This is a genomic window from Sphingopyxis sp. (assembly GCF_025869345.1).
Taxonomy (GTDB): Bacteria; Pseudomonadota; Alphaproteobacteria; order Sphingomonadales; family Sphingomonadaceae; genus Sphingopyxis.
Genome location: NZ_JAOZVW010000028.1, coordinates 1 through 2,158 on the forward strand (window position 1 = coordinate 1; position 2,158 = coordinate 2,158).

The 2,158-nt window shown below is 65.8% G+C and carries 3 protein-coding genes and 2 pseudogenes; all 5 read left to right on the plus strand.

Annotated features, from left to right (window positions below; genetic code table 11):
* Window positions 1-58: 58 nt before the first annotated feature.
* Window positions 59-157, plus strand: a pseudogene (locus OJI97_RS18995) (hypothetical protein); the annotation flags it as partial.
* Window positions 141-242: pseudogene (locus tag OJI97_RS19000) on the plus strand (hypothetical protein); the annotation flags it as partial. The pseudogenes OJI97_RS18995 and OJI97_RS19000, both read left to right, overlap by 17 nt.
* A complete protein-coding gene (locus OJI97_RS03025) occupies window positions 203-1,453 on the plus strand; it encodes an IS66 family transposase (RefSeq protein WP_367184743.1) in 1,251 nt (416 codons plus the stop codon). The pseudogene OJI97_RS19000 and the gene OJI97_RS03025, both read left to right, overlap by 40 nt.
* 87 nt (window positions 1,454-1,540) lie before the next feature.
* On the plus strand, window positions 1,541-1,963 hold the full coding sequence (locus OJI97_RS03030; protein ID WP_297661030.1) for a hypothetical protein: 423 nt from the start codon (window positions 1,541-1,543) through the stop codon (window positions 1,961-1,963).
* A partial coding sequence (gene tnpB, locus OJI97_RS03035) for an IS66 family insertion sequence element accessory protein TnpB (RefSeq protein WP_297661032.1) occupies window positions 1,964-2,158 on the plus strand: 195 nt, incomplete at its 3' end.

A 2,158-nucleotide genomic window follows, 5' to 3' on the forward strand; every position in this document is an offset into this window, starting at 1 on the left:
GCGCAAGCTGCTTCTCTCCAAGTACGGCCCGCGAAGCGAGACGCTTTCGGACGCGCAGTTGACGCTGCTCGAACTCGAGCCGGGCGTGAGCGACGAAGAGGTGAAAGCCGAAGCGGCGCGCGGCCAGGAGGGTCTCGAGGATCGCCCGAAGCGCCAGCGCGCGGCCAAGCCGCATCCGGGCAGGCAGACGTTGCCGGCGAATCTGCCGCGCGTCGAAGAGGTCGTTCCCGTGCCCGCCGCCGAGTGCCTGTGCGGGGCTTGCGGCAAGACGATGCCGGTGATCGGCTACGAGGAGAGCGAGCAGCTCGACGTCAAACCGGCCGAGTATTTCGTGCGCGTGACGAAGCGCGAGAAGCGGGCCTGCGCGTGCGCGAAGGGCGGCGTGAAGACCGCGCCCGTCGCGCCCTCGATCGTCGAGAAGAGCCTCGCGAGCGACCGCGTCGTCGTCGATGCGGTCGTCGCCAAGTACCTCGATCATCTCCCGCTCTACCGCCAGAGCGCGATGCTCCTGCGCGACGCGGGCGTCGAGATTCACCGCTCGACATTGTGCGGCTGGGTGATGCGCGTGGGCGATCTGCTGCTACCCATCGCCGAGGCGATGAAACGCGAACTGCTCGCGGGCGATTATATTCAAGCCGATGAAACGCCGCTTGCCGTGCAAATGCACGATGGGCGGGGTAAGAATCATCAAGCGTATTTGTGGCAATATTCGGCGCCCTTCGATCGAAGAGCGGGCGAAGTATATTCGGGCGGGATGGTGCTGTTCGACTTTCAGATGGGCCGGGGCCGCGAGGCGCCGAAGAAGATGTTGCGCGATTTCGCGGGCATTCTGCAAACCGATGGCTACGCGGCTTACGACAAGGTGGGCGCGGCGGGCATGCTGCGCGCGGCCTGCTGGGCGCACGCCAGGCGCAAGTTCGTCGAGGCGCTGAAGCTCAATCCGAAGGACGCCGAAGCGGCGCGCATGGTGGCGCGCATGGACGAGCTGTTCGACATCGATCGCGAGGCGCGCGAGGCCGGGATGCGCCTCGAAGCGCGCCATGCGTTGCGCCAGGAAAGGGCCGCGCCGCTCGTGGCTGTGCTACGCGAAGAGCTGCTTCGCTTGCAGAAAAGCGTGCTGCCCAAGAGCGCCCTGGGCGGGGCAATCCACTACACGCTTTCGCTGTGGCCAAGGCTGAACCTGTTCCTCGCGCATCCGGTGGTGGAGCTCTCGAACAACCTCGCCGAGAACTCGATGCGCGGCGTCGCGCTCGGCAGGAAGAACTGGATTCATCTGGGCAGCGCGAACGCCGGACCGAAGGTGGCCGCGATTCTGAGCGTCGCCGAGACCTGCCGCCGGCAAGGCCTCCCTGTGCGCGAGTACCTGCTAGCCATCCTCCCCGGCATGGCCGACCGCAAGCGCAGCGAAACAGCCCACCTCACCCCGAGCCGCTGGAAGCAGAGCAGAGCCTAACCGAGCTCGTCAAGCATGGGGTTGGCCGTACGCTTACAGAGCAACCGCATTCTTGCGGGCGGGCTGGAATGCTGATGATCTGGAGGCATGAGTGAGCTTCTCGATTCCTTGGATTATGGTACCCGAATCGTGCGGGGCTACCGCGCGAGTGGGTTGACGCGCAGGGACTTCGCCGACGATTGCGGGATTCCCATTACGACGCTTGACTATTACGTTCGCCGAGCCAAACGGGATGCCGGTTCCTGGGAGGCGGAGGGGCCGCGGCATCGCATCCCGCCGAATCGCATCCCGCCGAATCGCATTCTACCGGTGGAGGTTGCCGCGGAGGAGCCGGAGTGGGAAACGCCGGGGGCGAATGTGCTTCCACGGAGTGGGACTGCCCTCTCCGCTGGCGTTGTCATCCGTCTCGCCAATGGCCGGGTGATCGAAGTGGCGCGCGGCTTCGACGCCGGGTTGCTGCGCGAGGTGATGGCCGCGCTCGAGGCGCATCCAACTCCGGAGCGCGCGTAGATGTTCGCGCTGGGTCCGGCGACGAAGGTGTATGTGGCCACGGGCGCGACCGACATGCGCAAGGGATTCGACGGGCTCTTCGGCCTGGTGCGCGACGAACTTGCGCTCGATCCGCTGAGTGGGCATTTGTTTCTGTTCGCGAACGCCGCGCGCACTCGCTTGAAGCTGTTGTTCTGGGATGCGAGCGGGCTGTGG

What these genes read in the sequence shown, in the direction of transcription:
- OJI97_RS03030 (WP_297661030.1), top strand. Translation starts at nt 1,541, where the DNA reads ATGAGTGAGCTTCTCGATTCCTTGGATTATGGTACCCGAATCGTGCGG.